We start from the raw sequence: 21,520 nt of genomic DNA, 5'->3' as shown, positions 1-21,520 counted from the left end.
GGTAAAGGAAATTTTTTTAAATAGGTTGGCAAAACACAATAGTTCGTTGACACCATGCAGCTAACTATTGTTTTAAGAAAGAATAGATGTGCTCATCTAATAAAACACCATTTTTGATCACTCCTTTAGGGACAATAGATTCGAGGCGAAAGCCCACTTTTTCAAGAACTCTTTGAGAACCAATATTCCCTTCAAAAACACCCGCATAGATTCTTTGTACTTCAAAATGCTCAAAGGCATAAGAAATCATATAACGGACAGCTTCTGTAACAATACCTTGTCCCCAGTATGCTTCTCCAATCCAATATCCAAGTTCTATATTACAACGATGGATATCTGTTTCAGGACGCAAGCCTATTGCACCAATGCAGTTGTCTTCTACTAAAATGGCCAAATTTTGAGCTGGTCCTTTTATTTGTTGATTGAACTCAACCCAAGATACGGCATCTTTTAACGTATATGGATTAGGAAAACTATCTCTCAAATATTGAGCTATAAGAGGATTGTTGGCATGTTGAACTAGTGTTTCACAATACGTCTTCTGCCATTTGGTTAAACTGCACGATTGAAGTTTGATTTTCATAACAATAAGTTTAAAAATGATAATCAAAGAACCCATTTTTAGTGGTATATGGTTCCATTATATCATAAAGAACCTACTTTTTTTTTTTTATTGCATTCAAATCCGTTATTTTGGGTAGCTTTCAGTATTTTAGAACAAGAAATTAAGAAAAAGACCAAAGTAATAATAATCTATTAGAGTCTACTAAAATAATTGTATTCCCAAATTACCGATTAATATCCCCATAGACGAACCAAATAAATGACGAAGTACAGTATTATATTCGCCATTGTGCTGTTGTTATGCAATAGTGCTTTAGTAGGACAATCATTCTCTGCCAAAATACGGAGACTATCTATAGAAGATGGTCTTTCTAATCGTTTTGTCCGCAATACATTTCAAGATTCTAAAGGATTTATTTGGTTAGCGACCAATTATGGGTTGAATCGATATGATGGATATTCTTTTCGATTGTTAACCAAAGAAAAAGAAGGTCTAGCCAACAATGTTATTGATCAAATTTACGAAGATAAAGACAGTTGTCTTTGGGTTACCTTTTTAGATACAGAGTCCCGACCATTTGAGCAAGTTAGTATTATCAATATTAATACCCTAAAAGTAGAAAGCCTAACCGATAAATTTGGTGCTTCTTTTCCTATAAAAGAATACGATATCTTTGATATTTATCAAGCCGCTCCCAATGTTCTATTTATCGTCACCAAATCAAGACAAGTTTTTGAGTACAAAGGAAATGGTGCATGCAAAAAACTATTTGATTTGCCTCATGCCAATCATACATTGAGCAATATTTTGTTTTGCAAACATGCTATTTGGGTAATTGGGATGGGATATATTTTAGAGTATGATAAAGACGGGAATCTTCAAGAAGAAGATTTGTTGCCATTCAAGGATATTTTAGATGTTCGTTGTGATGGAGATCAGATTTTGGGATATGCCAAATACCTTCAACAGGATAGTTTATTTTATTTTTCCAAAAAGGTATCTAAGCCTGTCGATTACAATCCTGCTTCACTGACGTTTAAAAAGGAGGGAATTTATAGTAGTGTCTATATACGACAAGCACCAAATGGTTTGATTTGGTTTTATGATGAAACAATTTCAAAAATATACACGGCAAAAGGAGAGTTAGTTTACGATTTTACCAACCTCTTGTTGAGGGAGCGAAACCACAGTATTTTTAGCATTTTTTTTGATAATGATAATAACTCTTGGATTGCGACAACGGATGGCGTGTACCTATTTACTGTAGAGCCCAATAAGTTTCACACGTATCTCAACCAAGATGAATTTGTTCCTACAAGCAAAGGGTATAGCATTCGTGGTATCATAGAGGAGGGAGGTTTTTTGTATGTGAATACCTATTCTGGGCGTCAAAAAATTAATTTGCAGACAGGAGATGTCATTCATTTAGAAGATTCTATTAAACCAATAAAAGTAGGTGAGAATCGATGGCCGGAACTAGATGCTATAAAGGACCAAGAAGGAAATTTGTGGTTTTGCGGTCAAACCAACGATGTACAATGTTTGGACCCTAAAACAGGTGTTATCAAAACTTATCCTACCAAACACGCCATTCCTGTTAAAGAAGACTTTTATGAAGAAATGAACCTAAAGCTCTACCAAGATAGTTATGGTAGAATGTGGATGGGAACTAACGGAGGACTTTATTACCTTGATACTACTTATCAAGCATTTATTAAGTATAATGCTTATGGGTTTTGCGAACAACTCAATACCAGTATGGTCTATGCGTTGATGGAGGATACAGCAAACAATACCTTGTGGGCAGGAACAACATCAGGGTTGTATAAATTTGATTACAAATTAGGTCGATTTACCTATCATTATGGACCAGAAGAAAGTAAAGCATACTATATTCCACACGATTACATACTAACGATTCACAAGGATAGAACTGAGAATATTTTGTGGTTAGGAACACATGAAGGAGGTTTGATTAAGTTTCATCCCGAAGATGGTTATTTAGATCATTTTACCGTTGCGACAGGGCTTTCAGATAATGTAATTTATGCCATTCTAGAGGATGATAATGGTTTTTTGTGGATGAGTAGTAATTATGGGTTGATGCGCTTTAATAAAAAAACATATTGGAGTGCTGTTTATCTACCTAGGGACGGAATTACCACAGAGGAGTTTAACAAAATGGCATGGCACCAGTCCTCTTCAGGACGATTTTATTTTGGAGGAGTGAACGGTATTGTTGCGTTTTATCCCAATCATTTTCAAGAAGAGGGGGAAAGCTATACGCCAATGTATATCTTAAGTTATGAGTGTTTGAGTGGGCAAGCGAAAGAAATGGAGAATCGAACGGCTGAGTTATTGAGGACAAAGGAAATTGTTCTCTCACCCAATGATCATTTTTTTAAACTGAGTTTTGCCCTTTTAGATTATGAAAAGCCGAGCCAAAATCGGTATATGTACAAAATTGAAGACTCTGGACAAGGCTGGCAGTATACTTCAGAAAATGAAGTGCGAATCAATAGATTGCCTTATGGAAATTATGCCTTAATTATAAAAGGACAGGGCACCAATGGCGAATGGTCAAACAATGAAATTTACATTCCAATTAGAGTCAAAGCGCCTTTTTATAAGACCATTCCTTTTTTTGTAGGAATAGCCATTCTGTTTATTTTTATTGTATTGGGGGGAGCACGAATCTCTGTCCGAAACAGCCAAAAGAATAAGAAATATCTCGAACGTGAAATTGCCACTCGTACTCAGAAGTTGCTAGAACGTGAACAAGATTTACTCAAGGCGAAGGAGGAAGCTGAAAAATCATCACATGCTAAGGCGGAGTTTTTGTCGATTATGTCGCATGAGATTAGAACTCCAATGAACGCAGTTGTCAATTTGACAAATTATTTGTTGGAAGATGATCCTGCTCAAAGACAGGTCGAAAACTTAAATATTTTAAAATTTTCTGCGAACAACCTTTTAGCCATTCTTAACGATGTATTAGATTTTAATAAAATAGAGTCAGGGAAGGTAGAGTTTGAGGCGATTGAGTTTGATTTGTTGGGGTTGTTGGATTCTATCCATTATGGAATGTCTGCAAATGCTCGCAAGAAAAATATCAACTTCTTCTTAGATGCAGAGGTGAATTTATCTCAAATGCTGGTAGGCGATCCCAATCGATTGACACAAATTTTGAACAATTTGATAAGCAATGCCATTAAGTTTACAGAAAAAGGGCAAGTTAAGTTGACATTGAGTGTTGTTGAGCAAACCGATCAAAATATCTTGTTAAGGTTTGCAATTGCAGATACAGGAATTGGAATTTCGGAAGAAGAGAAGAAATATATCTTTAATATGTTTACGCAGGCAGCCTCAGATACTACTCGAAAATATGGAGGGACTGGTTTGGGCTTAGCCATTACAAAGCGATTATTACAACTGCAAAATTCAGATATAGAATTAGAAAGTACGGTAGGAAAAGGTTCTATTTTTTCATTTGAACTTGGTTTTGGAAAGGGGGCTTCGCTTGCCAAAGAGCGTATTCTAGGTGCGCCTAAAGAACGCTTAGGAAAAGAATTAAAAGGAGCAAAAGTTCTGGTTGTGGAAGATAATACAGTTAATGTATTGGTCGTTCAAAAATTCTTAGAAAAATGGGGCGTTGATTTTTTTCATGCAGAAGATGGTCTAGAAGCAGTTAAAAAGGTTGATAAACAGCAATTTGATTTAGTTTTAATGGATATTCATATGCCTAATATGGATGGCTATGTCGCTACCGAAATTATTAGAGCTAAAAAAGATGGTCATTACAATCAGATTCCTATTATTGCACTTACGGCATCGGCATTAATGGACAACAAAGAGCGCATTTATGAAGCAGGTATGAACGATATTGTTGTCAAACCGTTTAAACCTGCAGAGTTGTACAAAGTACTTGCAAAATATTTAGTAAAAAAAATATAACTTCCGTACGTTTGTTTCTTGCTAAGTAGAATTGCTAGAAAGCAAAAAGTTGAATCATCATATAGCTTTTAAATAATGTATTGGTTAACAGAAGAATTGGCATTTCCACACCCCAAATATGCTTCACCAGAGGGATTGTTAGCAGTAGGAGGTGATTTATCTCCTAAGCGACTGTTATTGGCATATGAGAATGGAATATTTCCTTGGTACAACGAAGGGGAACCCATTTTGTGGTGGTCACCAAATCCTCGTTTTGTGCTATTTCCTTCTGAAATCAAAGTGTCGAAAAGTATGCGACAGGTATTTCGAAAAGAAAAATTCCACGTTAGCTTTGATACGGCTTTTGATGAAGTGATAGAGGCTTGTGGCTCTATTCCTAGAACTGGACAAAATGGAACTTGGCTAACAGAAGAAATGAAAGAAGCCTATATTCATTTGCATCATTTAGGATTTGCACATTCTGTAGAAACTTGGGAAGGAGATAAGTTGGTAGGTGGTTTGTATGGCTTGGCACTAGGAAATTGTTTTTTTGGGGAATCTATGTTTGCAAAAACATCTAATGCCTCAAAAACTGCTTTAATTTGTTTGGCAAAAACCATAGAAAAAAAAGGATTTGATTTGATTGATTGCCAATCAGAAACCAAGCATTTGGCTACAATGGGCGCTAAATTTATAAATAGAGTAACTTTTTTGACTTATTTGGAAAAGAACAGACAAAATTCAACAATTAGTGGGAGTTGGTCAGACTGGGAACCTCAAATTCCTATTTAAGTAAACTAGATGTTTTTTTGAGTGATATTGGAGAAACGAAGCTAATAAAGCAAAGAAGGAGAATTAGAGCGACACTGCGAATAAGAATGTAGGCTTACAAAGGGATTCCTGTTATTTTAGTTAAATAAAAAACATAAGTTTGATACATTCATTGCAATGAGCCGTCATTTTTAGTTTAAAATTTTGTACATTTGCACTTAAGTATTATCACCTATAAACGTATTGAGAAGATTCTCAATGTTTGAATGCCAAAAACAATTATCATAAAAAAAGATGGGAAAAGTAATTGCTGTCGCAAATCAAAAAGGAGGGGTTGGAAAAACTACTACGGCAATCAATTTGTCTGCTAGTTTGGCAATTTTGGAATACAAAATCTTGCTGATTGATGCAGATCCTCAAGCCAATGCTACTACAGGGATTGGGGTTGCTATGGAAGAAGTTGACTACAATCTGTACGATTGTTTGATTAATGATATTCCTGTTTCAGATGCTATTATCTCAACAGAAACACCTGGCTTGGATTTAATTCCTGCTCATATTAACTTGGTCGGTGCAGAGATCGAATTGATCAATCGTTTTCGCAGGGAGTTTGTTTTGAAGGAAATTATCAAAGAGGTAAAAGACTCGTATGATTTTATTGTCATTGATTGCTTGCCTTCCTTGGGCTTAGTGACTGTCAATGCCTTAACTTCTGCTGATTCTGTTTTAATTCCTGTGCAATGTGAATATTTTGCTTTGGAAGGTTTGGGAAAATTGATGAATACAATTCGCCAAGTAAAAACGCAGTTAAACCCAGAGTTGGATATAGAAGGAATCTTGCTGTCTATGTATGATGCTCGTTTGAGATTGGCTAAGGAAGTAGTTTTAGAAGCTCGTAAGTATTTTGATAGTAGAGTGTTTACGACTATTATTCATCGTAATTCTAGAATTGCAGAAGCTCCTGGAGAAGGAATGCCTGTCGCCATGTACGATGCTGCTTCTAAAGGAGCCATCAACTTTTTGAACTTGGCACAAGAAATTCTCAAAAAGAATAATATGAAGGTGAAAGTCAAGAAAGTGACAAAATCGAAGTCTAAGTCTAAGAAATAAATTTAAAAAACTCCTATAAGGAGTTTTTTTTTGGCTTTTTTTATGCTATTTGCAGCTAAATAACCCTATCTTTCGACCTTCGTATTAACAAATAGTAGTTAGCTGTGCTGCTACTGCGTAGATGTTGCTTTCTCACTTTTTTAGCTCGCTACGCTCGTAAAATTGCAAGCTTAGTTAGTGCCACTGCTACGATGTGGTTTTAACGAACTATTGATTTCCAATTTGGAATTGTTAATATATATAGTACTTCGTGGATTATTTTATGAGATTGCTTTGCTTAGTTAGCTCGCTACACTAGTGAACAACTCCTTTGTGCTATTAAGCACAAGCTTAATCGGCAAGCTTAGTTACCTTTGTTACTACCTTTGGTCGTGAGGTTGCATTTGTTTAGTCGTTTGCTTAGCTATCGAAAAAATAAAAAATCATGTTTGTATTAGCTTGATTATCAATAGTGTGATTTTTGTCTTTTGAAAGGTGTTCTGATGATAATCAAAATGATATGATTTTTTACGAAGTATGGGTATAAGTAATCATTCATCTTTTATTAAGGCTAGCACAAAATGGTATTTAGCAGCATTAGTTTTTTGCTTTATTTTTTGCCTACTTTCCTATTTTTTTACTTTTTGAGTAGTAAAAAGAACAAGAACTGGGTTATTCTTGCATTTAGTATTTTTTTCTATAGTTGGGGGGCACCTAAATTTGTTTTCCTGTTATTGGCTTCGACTTTCATAGATTTTTATTTGGTGCGTTTCATGCATCAAACAGAGGCACAGCGAAGAAAAAAAATCCTTTTAGGCTTATCTATTACCCTCAATTTAGGGCTTCTGGCCTTTTTTAAATACGCCAATTTTTTTGTAGAAAATGTCAATGCCTTAATCTCAACTACTGGAGGAACCGAAATACAATGGACAAAAATAGCATTGCCTATTGGAATTTCATTTTATACTTTTCAGACATTGACCTATTCTGTAGATGTTTATCGGAAAGTACACAAGCCATTGGAACGGGTCTGGGATTATATGTTGTATATCATGATGTTCCCTCAACTAATTGCAGGACCTATTGTGCGTTTTAACAGCATTGCAGATCAGATTGAGGATAGAGAAGAATCCTACAACGATCGTTTGTTGGGATTTTATAGATTTTGTATTGGCTTGGGCAAGAAGGTGTTGATTGCAAACGTACTAGGAGAAGCTGTCGCATCAGTCATTGGTTCTAATCCAGAAGCAGTGCTAGCAATTGATTGGAATTTGATTAATACTCCTATCGCTTGGTGGTGTATTCTTGCATATACTTTTCAGATATACTTTGATTTTTCTGGATACTCAGATATGGCAATAGGAATTGGAAGAATGCTAGGATTTACCTTCCCAGAAAATTTTGACAATCCATATACGTCTAGAAGCATTACCGAATTTTGGAGGCGTTGGCACATTACCTTAGGAGCTTTTATGAGAGAATACCTATACATTCCATTGGGTGGATCAAGAATAGATTCTAAGGCTAGGATTTATTTTAACCTTTGGTTTGTATTTTTAATGTCTGGATTATGGCATGGCGCTTCGTGGAATTTTGTGTTGTGGGGAGCTTTTCATGGTATATTTTTGATTGTAGAACGAGTGTTCTTATTATCTCTGTTTAAAAAAATGGGCAAAATAGGAAATGTCATCAGCCTGTTTTATTGCTTTTTTGTGGTCATGATGGGGTGGGTTTTGTTTTTTATAGAAGATATTCGAGCCATTGGACGCTTCTATCGAAAACTATTTGGCTTTGACTTTTCGGTGGTAGAATCTCCTTACAGCACAGAGTTTTTTGTCATCCTATTTATTGCTATTGCCTTTGCTTTTTCGACCTTATTGCGCCCAATCAAAAGAGTACACGATTTGGTGTTTTTGGGAGAATACAACACTTGGCAAACGCTGGTTATGTATGTTGTTGCAATTAGCTTATTTGTTTTATCCGTATCGTCTATTGCTGCCAGCAGTTTTAATCCTTTTATTTATTACCGTTTTTAATTCTATTTGTTCTTTGATACCCCTGACTACTCTGTAAAATAAAAAAAATGATTTTACAGGAAACGAAGGTTTGTATTGTCAATCGTATGAAATTTAAGCAAGACATATCGAAGGTATTATTCTGTAGCATTCTTGTATTGTTGTTTGTGCCAATGATACAAGAAGAATATCATTGGGTAAAAGTAGGTAAACTGGATGGGTATGACCCTCATGTGCCTCAAGATAGTGCGCTAACAGCTAGTACTTGGTTGACAGGAACTTACCAAGTCGCAAAAGAACAGTATAGAGAGCGTTTTTTTGGTTTTAGAAATTGGGCAATACGAATAAACAATCAAGCCAAGTATAGTCTATACAGACGATCGGAAGCCGACAATATCGTTGTAGGAAAAAATAACTACCTGTATGGTGTCGATTATGTGGAAGCATATATGGGCAATGATTTTGTTGGAGAAGATGTGATTGAAGCAAAGTTACAGCGATTTAAAGAATTGCAAGATACTTTGAGCGAGTTGGGAAAACATTTATTTATTATTGTTACACCCAATAAAGCAGATTATTTTGCTGAATATTTGCCCAATGAAAACCAAACGAGTAGAGTAGGGATAAAAACAAATTATGATTATTATGTCAAAGGTTTTAAAACACATGGTATCAACCATATTGATATGAATCAGTGGTTTTTGGATTTAAAACCAACCGCTCAATATCCTTTGTTTCCGCAAACAGGAATTCATTTGACGGATTATGGTTCTATTTTGTTTACAGATACTTTGATTGGATATGTGGAGCGTGTTTTAGATAAAGATTTACCTGATTTTTCATGGTCAGATATGAAATTGAGCGGAGAAGCAAGAGATGCGGATAATGATGCAGAACGAGCTTTAAATTTACTATTCAAACTGCCGTATTACGATTTGCCTTATCCAAGCATTCACATCGATGACACCAATAAATACAAACCAAAATCGTTGACAATAGGAGATAGCTTTTACTGGACGTTTGTGCATTGGAAGGGGTTGATTAAGGTGTTTGATAATGGCGATTTTTGGTATTATAACCGAGAAGTCCACCCAACGAGACAAGCCGTTAGTAGCCTTAATTTGGAAGAAGAAATAAAGGATAAGGAAGTCATTTTTATTATCAATTCTGCCTTTAATCTTTGGCGTTTGGGCTTTGGTTTTGATTTGGATTTGTACAAGCATTTTTTTCCTAAAAAGGTGCTAGAAGACAAAGCATTGTTGGAAATATTGATTCAAGAGCGAATGATAACCGCTCGAAAAGATAAAAAATGGATGGCATTATTGGAAGAACGTGCTACGAATGCTGGGGTGCCTTTTGAAAAAATGTTGTACGACAATGTGGCTTATGTTATCAAACAAAAATTGCAAAAACAATAACAATTATTATGAGTAGAAAAACAAGCAATACGATGCAAAAACGTCTATTTTATCTTATTGTAGCAATGCTTTTTTTGCCTATACTACAAGTGCTGTTTAGTTTCGTTAAGGTCGGTAAACTAGGGGGCTACGAGCCTATTCCTGGTGATGTAACGTTTAGTAAGGCTGCTTGGGTAGATGGTTCTTATCAAGATGGTAAAGAAAAATATTTAAAAACACATTTTGGATTTAGAAATTGGGCATTGCGTTTGGACCATCAAGTTGCCTATTCTTTGTATAATAAGTCTAAGGTACACGCTGTTGTTATTGGAAAAGAAAATTATTTGTTTGATTATGACTATATCTTGGAACACAATGGAAAGTTTGAAGTCAAAGAATTTGAAATCAACACTCGTTTGAATCGTTTGGTTCAACTACAAGATACGCTAAAAAAGTTGGGAAAACACTTAATGGTTGTTATTGGTCCCAACAAAGCAGATTATTTTCATGAATATTTACCAGATGAAGATCAAATTCCTCGTGAGGGTTTAAAGACAAATTATGATTATTATATAAGAGGAATGCGAAAGCGAAACATCAATTTGGTAGATGCCAATGCTTGGTTTTTAGAAATGAAAGGCAAAACAGCTTATCCGCTATTTCCACAGACAGGAATTCACTTTAGTTTCTATGGGGCAGCCTTGTTTGCCGATTCGATCATCTCTCATGTAGAACATGCACTAGGAAAGGATTTGCCTGATTTTGGATGGACAAATATGGAAATGGCTAAGGAGCCTAGAGAGGAAGACGACGATTTAGAACAAGCATTGAATATTATTACTAATATTCCATCTTACGAATTGCCTTATCCTACGATTGTCATTAATGAAGAAGGAAAATATAAGCCTCGTTCTCTAACAATAGGAGATAGTTTTTATTGGCGTTTTGTCAATTGGGGAGGCTTACAAAAGGTTTGGAAGGATGGTCAGTTTTGGTATTATAATCGAGATGCTCATCCTAGTAATCGCCAAGTGGCCAACTTAGATTTTGGAAAAGAAATTGAAAAGGCAGAGGTAATTTGTATTTTGATGGCTTCTGTCAACTTGTGGCGTTTTGGTTTTGGTTTTGATGATAAATTGTATGATTATTACTTTGGTGATAAGGAAAATGCAAAAGCTATGGCGCCTACTGTAGCGCAACCAGATGATTTTGATATTTTGGTGACTCGTAAAATAGAAGAAGCGAGGAATAACAAAGAATGGTTTGAATACATTCAGAAAAAAGCAAAAGAAGAAGGGGTAGATATAGAAATTGCCTTGCAAAATGAAGCAGTGTATGTAGTGAAAGCAGAGCTAGGTATGTTAGATGATTAGATAAATTATATTTAAAATAGGTTGTTGTGCCTTTTTTGATTACAACGTTTTGGGGTGTTAGTATGCTTCATTTTTAGTGTTAAGTAATCGTTCAGAAAAAAAACAATCTCAACACTAAAAATGAAGTATTGACATTTAAAACATAATTAGCCCATCCACTTTCGAAGCATAATTGGAATGATCAATAAATCGCAAACTAGGGCAGAAATTAGGGTAGAACTAATCAAAATCCCAATCGTGATGGCTGGTGGATTAACAGACATAAGTAAGCTTAAAAAGCCGAAGAATAAAATAACAGTTGTTAGGCAAATGGCTTTCCCCGTTTCTAATAATGTGATCCGAATGGCCGCTTCGGTGTCGTAGCCTTTGTCTTTGGTAAGTTTGAATTTGCTTAATAGGTGGATGGTATCATCAATGGCAATTCCAAAAATAATAGCAAATACAATTGCGACCCCTGCTTCTAATGGAATATCCGCAAAACCAAGAATTGCTGCTGCGATAAGCAAAGGAAGTAGGTTTGGAATCAGTGTTATAAGCAGCATTTTTATGTTTTTATAAATAAAAGCAACTAGACAACTAATAACTAAAATGGCGAATAAAAGCCCTTGTAATAAAGAGTCTCGAATGTACGAAGAATTCTTATCGATGATGATTCCTGTTCCTGTCGAGCGTGTTTGAATGATAGTCGAATCAATATGTTGACTAATCCATTGTTTGCTTTCTGCCCGTATCTTATTAATGTTGTCGGCTCCAATATCTAAAACCTTGGCAGAAATACGCGTGTGTTTTTTATCCTTGCTGACTAGAATCCCAAAGTTGCTATTCTTCGACATTCGTTTGGCTAACTTCTGATACTTTTTAAACTCTTGTTCTGTTTCGGGAAGTTTAAACGCTGTTGCTTTATTGCTATGATAAGCTTGATGAATAGTTTTGTACAAGCCTGTGATAGAGCTCATGGATTTGACGGCAGGATATTGTTTGAAATGTTGCTCTATCTTGTCAATTTCTTGAATAACTTCAAAGTCATTGGCATCATAATCTCCCTGTATACTAACAGCGATTTCAAAGGGTCTAAAACCACTAAATTCTCGTTCGAAGAATAAAAAATCTTTTGTTACCTCCGCACCTTTAGGAAGGATTTTGATAAATTGTGTGTTGGTGGTGATTTTACTTACCCCAATCAAGCAAACAACAACTAATACAACAAAACCTGCCAAAATAGGACGGGTGTGTGTTTGTGTAATTTGATAGACCCATTCCATCCAAGTCACCCAAATGCTCGGTTTCTCATTTAGTTTGATAATTTGTTCTTTTTGAAAAAGGGCTAAAATGGTGGTTGTAAAAATAACGACAGAAATGTAGGCAATCATAACTCCTATAGCGGCATTGATTCCAAACTGTTGAATGGGAATCAGTCGGCTTGTGACTAAGGATAAGAAACCAACGGCTGTTGTTGTTGAGGTTAAGAAAATAGACATACCTATTTCTCGAATAGTCGTCTGGATGGCATCAAATTTTGATTGCCCTTTTTGTAATTCATCAATGTATTTGGACATGACATGGATCACATCGGATGTTGCCACAATAATCATAATAATGGGATAAAGCAAAGCCATCGTATCTAAAGTTCGTGCAAATACTCCTAACATTCCAACAAACATAAGAAGTCCAACAACAATCGAAACTAAGGCAACAACAATTCCCCAAAGTCGTCGAAAAAGAAAAAGCATGACCACAAACACTAAAAAGAAAGAAACGATGGTAGAAAGAATGAATTCTTTAATTTGTAGTTTGACAATCTCTGTTTGAAAGAAGGATCTGCCTAAGAGATGATGATCGTTAAATTGATATTCTTGAAGCAGTGCTTTCACTTGACTTATCATCAAACTAGCTGCTTGTTGTTCAATATTATCTACTGTTTTGAGAACCACAACCAATGTCTTAGCATCTTCAGAAATAAAATTATCGACTAGGCGTTCATCAGCTAATATTTTTTGTCTATCCTTTTCGTAGCGACTGGTATCTTCTAAGTGTATAGCGGGAATGGTGCTGAAACCTGTAAATGGATTTTTGATAGGATATTCTACTTGCAACAACGATTGAGCACTTAAAATAGGGCGCATCATAACAATAGAGTCACCTTGATCGTTGATACTAGGTCGATATATTTTATGGTCAATGCTATCTAGATGGTTGGGCGCTTCAAATTCGATGTGACGGACTTTTAAAGAAAAATCTAAGACTCGCTCTAGAAAATCTTGCTCAAAGACCCCTTTTTCGCGATGAATGCCTACTAAAAGAAAATTATCATCAGGTTCAAAACGTTCTTTGAATTCTAAAAAGAACTTTAAATCTTCGTCTCCTGCTGGAAAAAATTGTTCAAAATCAAATTCAAATTGGACGCGTTGGGTGGCAAGGTAGGTTCCCGTGATACTTAAAATAACAAATAAGGAAATGATAAACTTTGGATAACGTACAAACATTCTTTTATTTTGGTTGAGTAAATCAAAACAGTTCGTTGAGATCACGCAGCAACAGCGGAACAAACGACTAAAATCAAATACCTAATCTAAGGTAGCATGCATAAAAAGTGAGGATTGTTTTTGTTATTTTCTATAAACAATTGACCACATTTTTTATATTTTACTCTATAACACAAATACAAAATATGTGTTTAGAAATTTCTGTTAGAAATCCGCTAAATTTGCATTTAATTCTTATGATTTCTCTGTACTTTCGCTAAAGAATTGTTAAGCAAGTTCCTAAATGATAATTTATAGCCTTCTTTCTATTACCTTGTTAGGTAGGATGTAATATAGAATGGAATAATCATTGAAATACGTGTTCGTTACAGTTGCCTTTTTTAGCATGTAAATGTCGATCTACAGTAGTAGAATTAACTATTAGATCTAATAACAGTAAAAAATAAGTTGATAAGTAACTGGGCATAAAAAAGTAAGACTATTTTCCGATACTTTTTTTGAACAATTACCTACGTTAGAAAAGTAATACCAAACTAAGAATAAGTCGATTAGAGAACTGCTACTGTTAAAATATACCATTTAATTTATGCCTAAAACAAGAATCCCCATAGCTGGTGCCCAAAAAACATTTGTCAATTATATAGCAACAATTATTAGTTTAATTATTATGTTATATTTATTGGGTGTTTGGGGGTTATTAGCGATTTACACCAATCAATTTCTTAATTATTCTAAAGAGAACATACCGTTTTATATAGAATTAAAAGACGAAGCAAGCGAAGCGCAAGTATTTGCTTTTCAGAAAGAGTTGGAGGCGAGTACTTTTGTCAAAGAAAAGACCGTAGAATACATCTCAAAAGAACAGGCTTTGGAACTGTTTCAAGACGATGACAAAATGACCAAAGAAGATGTATTGCTTTTTGGTGAGAATTTATTACCCAATATGATTCGGTTTTATCTAAACGATGGGCATTTTGAAGATTATGGAGAAATTGTTAAAAATATACAAGATAATGACTTCGTAGAACATGTTTTTTATACCAAAGCACCTGCCGAGAGCCTATCGGGCAAAGTATATCGTTTAGAAATAATACTATTGGTCTTAATGCTTTTTTTTATCTTTGTCGTGGTTACTTTAATCAAGAATACATTAAAATTAACCTTCTTGGCTAACAAGGATTTAATAAAAACCATGCAGATGGTTGGAGCTACTTTTGAAAAAATGGCAGGACCATATATGCGTCAAAGTTTGAAAAATGGTATTTTGAGTGGTATTATTGCAGTCGCTTTTTTATGGTTAACAAGGATTATGTTAGAAAATGGTTTGGGAACTTTTGAACAGTATGACTTAGATTTTTGGACAACTATCTTATCTATTATTATCATTCTTGTTGGCGTTTTGCTATCTTGGATATGTACAAGACACAGTGTGCACAAGTATCTCAAAACGCCCGTAGAGGCATGGAATATATAGGAATAATGATTCATTAATTAGAGAACTATGCCATTGTTGTGTGGCTCAGGTAAATTCATTACTCCGTTGGAAATTTAATTAATGTAAGGTGCTTTTTTATGTTTTACTTTGAGGACCTTTATTACTTGCTCGTGGCTTTTGTGCTACCAGCAAAGCCTACACAAAAAGCTTAATTAGCTCCCTTTAATCACATGAGCTTGATATGCTTGGTTTAGGTGCATAGAAACATTAAAAAAGTAACGGAATATTAACAAATTATTACAAGAAAAAACTCAAAATAAAAAATATTTAAATAAAGATCATGGGAAAAGGAGATAAACAAAAAGAAACGACTTTGGAAGGACCAAACATGGACAAAAAGGATGCTGCTATTGCAAGAAAAAGAAGAGAGAGTAGGAGAGAAAAAGTAGAGAAAGAGCTGCTTTTTTCAAAAACCAATTATACTATTATAGGTGTAGGGTTAATTATGGTTATCGTTGGTTTCTTTTTGATGTCTGGAGGACACAACCAGCCAGATGAGTGGAACGCTGATGAAATATATAGCTTTGTTCGAATTACAGTTGCTCCACTAGTTATTTTAAGTGGTTTGGGCGTTGTTATTGTTGCCATTTTTAAATCTTCAAGTGAAACCCCTCAAAATATTGAGGCTTAATTTATTTACTGTAATCCGTTGAAACTACGTAGCAACAGCGAGCTGAGCTGTGCGAGCTCACGACAAGAGGGAGTAACAGTTAACTCAGCGATAGCAACCTCACGAAGTACCACGCAGTAGCAGCGCAGCTAACTAAAAGCAAAGTGCTCATAAAGTACCACGGAGTAGCAGCGCAGCTAACTAAAAGCAAAGCGCTCACGAAGTAATCAACGAACGACTAAAAAAATACTAATATAGATAATTAATTATGGAGTGGTTTGAGGCTTTGATTTTAGGCATTGTACAAGGATTGACGGAATATTTGCCTGTAAGTAGTAGTGGACATTTAGAGTTGGGGAAAATTCTATTAGGGATTAATCCTTCAGAAACAAATGAATCTTTTGGAACCACATTCAATGTGGTATTGCACTTAGCAACCGTATTCAGCACTTGGGTTATTTTGCGCAAAGAAATTGCCGAAATATTAAAAGGTTTATTTCAGTTCAAAATCAATGAAGAATTTTGGTTTGCTGCCAAAATAGTGGTATCAATGATTCCTGCGGCTATTGTAGGGTTGTTGTACGAAGATCAAATTGATGCCGCTTTTAGTGGCTCGGCACTTTTGGTTGGCTTAATGCTATTTTTGACAGGAGCTTTACTATTCTTAGCTGACAAAGCTACTCAAACAGATGGAAAAGTAGGTTTTAAAGAAGCGATTTTGGTAGGCGTAGCACAAGCAATTGCTTTGGCTCCTGGTATTTCGCGTTCTGGAGCGACTATTTCGACTTGTGTTTTGTTAAAAATAGATAAAGAGCGCGCTGCTCGATTTTCTTTTTTGATGGTCATGCCTTTAATTATTGCCAAAGTGGCTAAAGATTTATTGGGAGGAGAGTTTGCTTTAGGGACAGATACCTTGCTTCCGATGGGCGTTGGATTCTTAGGAGCCTTTTTTGTTGGCTTGTTGGCTTGCCAATGGATGATAAATTTGGTCAAAAACGGAAAATTGGTCTATTTTTCGATATACTGTTTTATAATAGGTACAGTTGCAGTAGGGTATAGTGTTCTATATAATGTATAGAAGCTGAGGTTGTAGGGTTTACCCACGAACTATTGGAGAAAGATAAACATAGGTATATGACTATTTTTAGACAAATTTTAGGGCTCGTTTTAGCATTGAATTGCCTTTCATTATCGGCACAATTTAAACCAGTTGTACTGGACAATACTTCTTTTGAAGGAGTGCCACACGATGCACAAACACCCGATAATTGGCAAGCTTGCGGCTTAGATTCTTCGCCTGATATTTTGCCAGGTCCTTGGGGAGTCTATCAGAAACCAACAGATGGAAATACATTTTTAGGCTTAATTACTAGAGATGATAATACTTGGGAAGCTTTGGGGCAAAAAATGCCTAAGCCATTCAAAAAAGAGCGTTGTTACAAATTTAAGGTAGATTTATCTTCCTCACCAGCATATGCAGGATATTCCAAGCCAACCTGCTTGAGAGTATGGGTTGGAAATTCGGCTTGTGATCGCGCACAATTAATCGCAACGTCACCCGTTATTGACCATTATGAATGGAAAACGTACGAATTCTTGTTTTCAACAGAAGAAGATTATAAATATATTATCATAGAATGTTATTATAAGCAGCCTTCATTAGATTATTATAAAGGTAACTTACTAATCGATAATATTTCCGCTTTTGAAATGTGCGATAGAGCATAGTGTTAGCTCATGCATGTGTTTAGACTTGCTCTCAAGATTGTAAATTGATACCCACCAACCCTTTATTGTTAATAAACTATGACAGAGCGCTTATTGGAAATTCTCAACGAATATGTTCATCTAGATGACCAAATGAAGGTAGATCTAGGAAAAGTTTTGATCAAAAAAACAATACTCGGAGGAGAATGCTTGTTTCAAGCCAACCAAATTTTTTCATTTGTAGTCTTTGTGGAAGAGGGCGGTGTTTATTATTACAAAGTCGATCAACAGGGAAAAGAGCGTGTGGTTCATTTTGCTTTTGAAGGAGATTTGTTTACAGATTTAGAGTCGTATGTAACAGAGACAGACACTGGTTTTTATTTAAAGGCCTTAGAAACCTCTGTCATCTATATATTAGAAAAAAGGGATTTGGAAGAATTGTTAGACAAAGATATGCGCTGGGAACGTTTGATGCGTCTTTTGATGCAAGATGCGTTTATTCGAGTAATGAATGAAAGAAAAGATATGGGAACCCTCTCTAATGCAGCGCATTATCAAAAATTAGCAGAAACATATCCTGATTTGTTTCAACGAGTTCCACTGTACTTAATAGCGTCTTATTTGAATGTTACTCCCGAAGGTCTATCCAAAATTCGTCGTCGACTAAGTCATAAATAATTTGTATTTTTTATATTTGTTTATTGAACTTGTTCAAGGAAATTTATTTCTGTATGAATTAGCTTTGTTTTATCAATCCAAAATAGATACAAACACCAACAGATAGATTGGCTGTTGTATTTATTTTATTAACGAATAAAGATAAAACAAAAAATCATACCAATGAATGTTATCCCTCAAGATAGACCGCTTCCTTTAATCGGCAATCTGCTAGAGTTAAATTTAAAAGAAGGCATGGTGGCCAATTTAGAAAAATTAGCTGCCAAACATGGTGAAATTTATCGCCTGAGTTTGCCAAGTAAATCACTTCTAATAGCCTGTTCTCATCGAATTATTGATGAAATGTGTGATGAGACACGTTTTCAAAAATCATTACTTCCTCCTCTTGAAGTAATTCGTGATTTTGCCAAAGATGGTTTGTTTACTGCTTATGGAGATGAACCCAATTGGATTAAAGCCCACCGTATTTTGACACCTGCTTTTGGCCCAATGTCGATTCGCAGTATGTTCCCCCAAATGCTAGATATTGCGGAGCAACTGATTTTGAAATGGGAACGAATGGGAGAAGATACGCCATTTGATGTGCCCGATGATATGACTAGATTAACATTGGACACCATTGCGTTGTGTGCATTTAATTATCGATTCAATAGTTTTTATAGAGATGAGATGCACCCCTTTGTACATGCAATGGTGGAGGGGCTGGTAGAAGCAGGGGACAAAGGGCGACGATTGCCACTTCAAGATAATGTGATGTTTTGGGCACGTAAAAAATACGAAAGTAACATCGAATATATGAATAGAGTTGCTGACGCAATCATAGAGAAAAGAAAGGAGAATGGTATTGAACAAGCCCCTGATGATCTTTTGAATAAAATGCTGAGTGGCAAGGATCCTATTACTGGAGAAGGCTTGAGTGATGAAAATATTCGTTATCAGATGCTTACGTTTTTAATTGCGGGGCATGAAACCACAAGTGGTTTGTTATCTTTTGCACTTTATTATCTTTGTACGCATCCAGATATTTTGAAAAAGGCTCAAGATGAAGTGAGCATGGTATTGGGCAACAAAAAACCTCGAATTGAACACATTAATGAATTGACGTACATTAGTCAAATTCTTAAAGAAACTTTGCGATTGATGCCTACCGCTCCTGCTTTTGCCGTAGAACCCTTGGAAGATACTGTTATTGCAGGGGAGTATAGTGTCAGTAAAGGAGAAACGATTTTGGCTTTAATTCCTCGATTACATCGAGATAAGGTAGTTTGGGGAAATAATGCAGATGAATTTGATCCCAATCGTTTTTCAGAAGAAAACTTTAGTAAATTGCCTCCAAATTGTTGGAAACCATTTGGGAATGGAGCGAGAGCTTGTATCGGAAGACCTTTTGCTATGCAAGAAGCAATTTTGGTTTTGGCAATGATTGTACAACGATTTGATATTCAATTGTCAGATCCAAATTATAAATTAACAATCAAAGAAACCTTGACCTTAAAACCAGAAGGGTTTTATCTAAAAGCCAAGCGCAATCAGGTTGTTATAGAAGATGAAAAAGTAGAGGTCGTTACACAGGCATTTGCCCAACAAGAAGATGCGTTGAGTGATGTTGAACACCCTCAGTTATTGGTATTGTTTGGTTCTAATAGTGGAAGTTCTAGAAGTTTTGCACTGCAATTGGCTAAAGATGCTGTCCAGAGAGGTGTTAAAGCGAAGGTTGATGAATTGGATAATTATGTAAGTGCATTGCCTAAAGATAGTAAACTGATTATTGTGACAGCATCTTACGAGGGACAACCTACTAATAATGCTAAGAATTTTGTACAATGGTTAAAAACAGCAAAAAATAAGGATTTAGATGGATTGCAATACTGTGTTTTTGGTTGTGGGAATAGGGATTGGTTCAATACATATCAAGCCGTTCCTATCTTTATTGATAATCAGTTGGAAGCATTAGGGGCAAGTCGATTTTTTGAGAGAGGAGAGGCAGATGCCAAAGGCGATTTTGTAGGAGCTTGGGAGACTTGGGAACACCAACTTTGGCAAAAACTAGAAACAGAGTTGGAAACAACCGAGGGAACAGTTGAGACGACAAGCCAATTGGCTATTCAAGTGATCAATAAACCACTAAAATTGCAACAACTCAAACAAACTCAATTACAAAAGGGGACTATAGTTGTTAATAAAGAGTTGGTTGATGTAGCTCATGAATTGGGGCGTTCCAAGAAGCATATAGAAATTACGTTGCCTACAGGTATGAACTATCGTGCAGGAGATTATTTGACGCTATTGCCTACGAATACAACAAATAACGTAGAAAAAGTACTGCGCTATTTTTCTTTAACAGAAGATACTCAATTAATCTTAAAAGATGATTCGGGAACTTCTCTATTGCCTTTAAATTATCCGATCTCGGTTGGAGAAATTCTTAAAGAATACGTCGAACTTGGGCAGCCTGTACAGCGTCGCCAATTAGAAATATTAGCAAAAAAAACACCTTGTCCACCAGAACGAATTCAATTAGAACAATGGTGTCAAAAGGAAGTTTACAACAAGGAAGTGTATGAAAAAAGAATGAGTCTTATTGATGTTTTATTACGAATGGGGTCTTGTTCCATAACTTTTGAAGAATTTCTAAGCCAATTGCCTCCTATGCAAACACGGCAGTATTCCATTTCCTCTTCGCCTATTACGAATAAAGGTACTTGTACCTTGACGATAGCTGTGGTTGATGCTCCTGCATGGTCTGGGCAAGGGAATTACGAAGGTGTTGCTTCTAATTATTTGGCTTCAAGAAAGGAAGGAGATAGCATTTGGTTAGAAGTTGTTCCATCCAAAGAAGCGTTTCATTTGCCGAAAGATGTTACAACTCCTATTGTGATGATAGGGGCAGGATCAGGAATTGCACCCTTTAGAGGATTTATTGAAGAACGAGCAGCGTTGGAAAATAGTGGGAAAATGCTCTTGTTTTTTGGTTGTGATCACTCTGAGGTAGACTTTTTGTATCAAAATGAGTTGAAGAACTGGGGCAAGGCAGCCAATTTAGAAGTATTTCCCGCGTTTACCTATCAAATAGTAGAAGAAGTGAAATACGTGCAAGATAGGGTATGGAAAGAAAGAGAAAAGATATGGGCTGCTTTAGAACAGGGGGCTATAATTTATGTTTGTGGAGATGGCAATTATATGGCACCTGCTGTCAAACGTGTGTTGATAGATATGTATATGGAGAAAAATAACGTTGTTCTTAAAGAAGCTGAGGCTTGGATGGAAAGTTTGATACGAAGTGGGCGATATGCTTTAGATGCGTTTTCGTAAGTAGTAATTAAAAACATGAGTCATCCCGAATTTTCTAAAGCACATTGACAAAATAAAAATGTTAAGATAAAATGGATGGCTTTTCTAAGTCT

At 35.7% G+C, this 21,520-nt stretch carries 14 protein-coding genes; 12 read left to right on the top strand and 2 right to left on the bottom strand.

Features of this window, described 5'->3' with window-relative positions:
- Window positions 1-64: 64 nt before the first annotated feature.
- Window positions 65-583 (bottom strand): GNAT family N-acetyltransferase, encoded by a 519-nt coding sequence (locus CG11_RS08920; protein ID WP_063833069.1) that lies wholly within the window; start codon window positions 581-583, stop codon window positions 65-67.
- Between the two features lie 240 nt (window positions 584-823).
- On the opposite strand from CG11_RS08920, the gene CG11_RS08915 reads away from it, so the two are divergent.
- From CG11_RS08915 to CG11_RS08890, 6 genes are all read left to right on the top strand, one after another.
- Window positions 824-4,519, top strand: coding sequence for a hybrid sensor histidine kinase/response regulator (locus CG11_RS08915; protein ID WP_052595274.1), 3,696 nt, complete (start codon window positions 824-826; stop codon window positions 4,517-4,519).
- Between the two features lie 75 nt (window positions 4,520-4,594).
- A complete protein-coding gene (gene aat / locus CG11_RS08910) occupies window positions 4,595-5,290 on the top strand; it encodes a leucyl/phenylalanyl-tRNA--protein transferase (protein ID WP_052595272.1) in 696 nt (231 codons plus the stop codon).
- Window positions 5,291-5,563: 273 nt separating this feature from the next.
- Window positions 5,564-6,379, top strand: coding sequence for a ParA family protein (locus CG11_RS08905; RefSeq protein ID WP_052595270.1), 816 nt, complete (start codon window positions 5,564-5,566; stop codon window positions 6,377-6,379).
- Window positions 6,380-7,131: 752 nt separating this feature from the next.
- Window positions 7,132-8,394 carry an MBOAT family protein gene (locus CG11_RS08900; protein ID WP_231512775.1) on the top strand — a complete coding sequence of 421 codons (1,263 nt, stop codon included), beginning with the start codon at window positions 7,132-7,134 and terminating at the stop codon, window positions 8,392-8,394.
- Window positions 8,395-8,441: 47 nt separating this feature from the next.
- Window positions 8,442-9,791, top strand: coding sequence for a hypothetical protein (locus CG11_RS08895; RefSeq protein ID WP_052595265.1), 1,350 nt, complete (start codon window positions 8,442-8,444; stop codon window positions 9,789-9,791).
- Between the two features lie 8 nt (window positions 9,792-9,799).
- A complete protein-coding gene (locus CG11_RS08890) occupies window positions 9,800-11,143 on the top strand; it encodes a hypothetical protein (RefSeq protein WP_052595263.1) in 1,344 nt (447 codons plus the stop codon).
- A 146-nt stretch (window positions 11,144-11,289) separates the two neighbouring features.
- On the opposite strand, the gene CG11_RS08885 is transcribed toward CG11_RS08890, so the two are convergent.
- A complete protein-coding gene (locus tag CG11_RS08885) occupies window positions 11,290-13,626 on the bottom strand; it encodes an RND family transporter (RefSeq protein WP_052595260.1) in 2,337 nt (778 codons plus the stop codon).
- A 586-nt stretch (window positions 13,627-14,212) separates the two neighbouring features.
- On the opposite strand from CG11_RS08885, the gene CG11_RS08880 reads away from it, so the two are divergent.
- The 6 genes from CG11_RS08880 (at window position 14,213) to CG11_RS08855 (ending at window position 21,428) form a co-directional block, all read left to right on the top strand.
- Window positions 14,213-15,100, top strand: coding sequence for an ABC transporter permease (locus tag CG11_RS08880; RefSeq protein ID WP_052595257.1), 888 nt, complete (start codon window positions 14,213-14,215; stop codon window positions 15,098-15,100).
- A gap of 301 nt (window positions 15,101-15,401) precedes the next feature.
- Window positions 15,402-15,752 (top strand): DUF3098 domain-containing protein, encoded by a 351-nt coding sequence (locus tag CG11_RS08875; RefSeq protein ID WP_052595255.1) that lies wholly within the window; start codon window positions 15,402-15,404, stop codon window positions 15,750-15,752.
- Between the two features lie 247 nt (window positions 15,753-15,999).
- On the top strand, window positions 16,000-16,809 hold the full coding sequence (locus tag CG11_RS08870; RefSeq protein ID WP_052595252.1) for an undecaprenyl-diphosphate phosphatase: 810 nt from the start codon (window positions 16,000-16,002) through the stop codon (window positions 16,807-16,809).
- Between the two features lie 56 nt (window positions 16,810-16,865).
- Complete coding sequence (locus CG11_RS08865) at window positions 16,866-17,459, top strand: hypothetical protein (RefSeq protein ID WP_156039709.1); 594 nt, start codon at window positions 16,866-16,868, stop codon at window positions 17,457-17,459.
- Between the two features lie 78 nt (window positions 17,460-17,537).
- Window positions 17,538-18,116: a Crp/Fnr family transcriptional regulator gene (locus tag CG11_RS08860; RefSeq protein ID WP_052595250.1), complete on the top strand. Its 579-nt coding sequence runs from the start codon at window positions 17,538-17,540 to the stop codon at window positions 18,114-18,116.
- Window positions 18,117-18,278: 162 nt separating this feature from the next.
- Entirely contained in the window at window positions 18,279-21,428 is a 3,150-nt protein-coding gene (locus tag CG11_RS08855; RefSeq protein ID WP_052595248.1) for a bifunctional cytochrome P450/NADPH--P450 reductase, read from the top strand.
- Window positions 21,429-21,520 lie beyond the last annotated feature (92 nt).

This window comes from Aureispira sp. CCB-QB1, from assembly GCF_000724545.1.
In the GTDB taxonomy this organism is placed as follows: Bacteria; Bacteroidota; Bacteroidia; order Chitinophagales; family Saprospiraceae; genus Aureispira.
This window is presented reverse-complemented; position numbering and strand designations above follow the sequence as displayed.